The 2,723-nt window shown below is 75.2% G+C and carries 2 protein-coding genes; both read right to left on the bottom strand.

The features are described 5' to 3' along the window. On the bottom strand, nucleotides 1-1,473 hold a 1,473-nt coding region (gene glmU / locus HCN52_RS23645; RefSeq protein WP_168090458.1), incomplete at its 3' end, for a bifunctional UDP-N-acetylglucosamine diphosphorylase/glucosamine-1-phosphate N-acetyltransferase GlmU. Nucleotides 1,474-1,645: 172 nt separating this feature from the next. Then, nucleotides 1,646-2,723, bottom strand: a 1,078-nt coding sequence (locus tag HCN52_RS23640) for an SUKH-4 family immunity protein (RefSeq protein WP_209314917.1), incomplete at its 5' end; no start/stop codon positions are given.

The raw sequence follows: 2,723 nt of genomic DNA, 5'->3' as shown, positions 1-2,723 counted from the left end.
GTGGCTGCTCGGTGGCGCGCGGTGCGGCGGCGCCGTCGGGGTCAGGAGACCGCGGTGTCGGTGTCCTCCTGGGCGGCGACGCGCCACCCAGCCCTCCACGTTGCGCTGGTGGGCGCGGGCCACCCCCAGCGCACCGGCGGGCACGTCCTGGGCGATGACGGACCCCGCGGCGGTGTAGGCGCCGTCCCCCACGGTCACCGGGGCGATGAACATGTTGTCGCTGCCCGTCCGGCAGTGGGAGCCGATCGTGGTGTGGTGCTTGCGCTCGCCGTCGTAGTTCACGAAGACGCTCGCCGCACCGATGTTGGTGTGGTCGCCGATGGTGGCGTCCCCGACGTAGCTGAGGTGCGGCACCTTGCTGCCGTCGCCGATCGTCGCGTTCTTCGTCTCCACGAAGGCACCGACCTTCCCGGAGGTGCCGAGCCGGCTGCCCGGCCGCAGGTAGGCGAACGGGCCGACCGTCGCCTCGGCGGCGATCTCGGCGCCCGTCGCCACCGTGTTGTCGACCCGGGCGCCCTGCCCGACGCGGGTGTCGGTCAGCCGGCTGTTCGGGCCCACCTCGCACCCCTCGGCGAGGTGAGTGGTGCCCAGCAGCTGCGTCCCGGGGTGCACCAGCGCGTCGCGCTCCACCGTCACGGTCGCGTCGATCCAGGTCGACGCCGGGTCGACCACCGTCACCCCGGCGAGCATCGCCTGCTCCAGCAGCCGGTCGTTGAGGGTGCGCCGCGCCTGGGCCAGCTGCACCCGGTTGTTGATGCCGGCGATCTCGCGGTGGTCGGCGGCGAGCGCCGCGCCCACCCGGTGGCCGTCGGCGCGGAGGATGCCGAGGACGTCGGTGAGGTACTCCTCGCCCTGGCTGTTGTCGGTCGACAGCTTGCCCAGTGCCTCGGCCAGCAGCACGCCGTCGAAGGCGAAGACCCCGGAGTTGATCTCCCGCACCGCGCGCTGCGACTCGTCGGCGTCCTTGTGCTCGACGATCGCGGTGACCGCGCCGTCCGCGCCGCGGATGATCCGGCCGTAGCCCGTGGCGTCCGGCACCTCCGCCGTCAGCACCGTCACCGCGTTGCCGTCGGCCTCGTGTGCGGAGGCGAGTGCCCGCAGTGTCGCCGAGGTCAGCAGCGGGGTGTCCCCGCAGGTCACCAGGACCGTGCCGTCGACCGCGCCGGTGGTCGGGCCGCCTTCGGCCAGTTCCTCCAGCGCGACCCGCACGGCGTGCCCGGTGCCGTTCTGCTCGTACTGCACCGCGGTCCGGGCCCCGGGCGCGATCTCCGCGAGGTGGCCGGCGACCCGCTCGCGCGCGTGACCCACGACGGCCACCAGCGCCTGCGGCTCCAACTCGCCCGCGGCCGCCACCACATGGCCGACCAGCGAGCGACCGCAGAGCTCGTGCAGGACCTTCGGGGTGGCCGACTTCATCCGGGTGCCCTCTCCGGCGGCGAGGACGACGACGGCGGCCGGGCGCATGGAACTCACGGGGGATGCCCTTCGGTACGGGGAGCGGCGGACGGTGACGGCGGGCGGACGCCGCGCCGCCGGTCCTTCGAACCCTACCGCCAGCGCCTCCGCCCGGCGGCGGCCACGCGCCCGGGCCCCCGCCCCCGCCCCTTCCGGGCGGGGGCGGCCGCGTTCGCCGGGGAGGGGCGGGTCAGAGCAGGCCGTCCCACATCTGCTCGACCAGCACGGACCACCAGTTCTCCGGATCGGCGAGCGCCTGCCCGTCCAGCGACGCCAGCTCCAGCTGGAAGTCGCTGGTCCAGTGGCCCGCCTGCTCCGGGGTGAGCCCGAACCGCAGCCGCCACATCCGGCCCAGCAGCGCCATCGACCGCGCGAACTGCGGCAGCGAGGAGTTGACGAACTGCGGCCGCGCGGGCGCGCCGCCCGGGCCCGCCTCCAGCGGCACCGCGACGATGTACGCGGTGCCGTACTGCACGCACAGCTGTCGGCCGAAGTCGTTGCCGACGACCAGGTAGGAGCCCGCGTCGGAGGCCGGCTGCACACCGCGCTCCTGCGCCAGCTCCGCCAGCGTCGGGATCGGCGTCCCCGGGCGCGCCTGCGCCCAGAAGAACGGCCCGATCTCCAGCGGTACCCCGGCCCAGACCAGGGACTGCGCCACGATGTCCGGCACACCCTGCCGGGAGACCGACTGCTGGTCGAAGCGGAAGACGCCGTGCGGCCCGAACGCCTGCTGCAGCTCCTGCCCGATGACGTCCAGCCCGACGGCCGGAGCCGTCGGGACGGACGGCAGCGGCGCGCGCACCGGCGCCGTCCGGGCCGGCCCGTCGGCGTACTGCTCCAGTTCGTCCTGGTGCTCGACCAGGTGGCGCACCCCGGACTGCCGGGAGCCGTGGTCGCTGCCGTACGGCGCGGTGTGGGTCACCCGGACCTGCGGCCAGGTCTCCTGGATCATGCGGGAGCAGTAGCCGCCCGGCAGTGAGCAGGACTGGAGCTCGGTGTGCAGCTCGATGACCTGCTGCGGCGGCACGCCGAGGGCGTGGAGCTCGTGGAGGAGCTGCCACTCGGGGTGCGGGGTGCCCGGCGTGGAGCGGCGGATCAGCCGGGCCTCCGAACCGTCGGGAGCCCGGTAGCGCAGGACCGCCATGTAACCGGAGCCGACCGTCGGCCGGCTCTGCGGGTAGCCGTAGGTCCCGCTCCCGCCCGCCGCGGGCGGCGGGGCCGCCGGTCCGCCCGCCCCGGCGCCGTGCGACGGCGACGAGGGCGGCGGC

The sequence above is a fragment of the Streptomyces bohaiensis genome, from assembly GCF_012033785.1.
Lineage (GTDB): Bacteria > Actinomycetota > Actinomycetes > Streptomycetales > Streptomycetaceae > Streptomyces > Streptomyces bohaiensis.
This window is presented reverse-complemented; position numbering and strand designations above follow the sequence as displayed.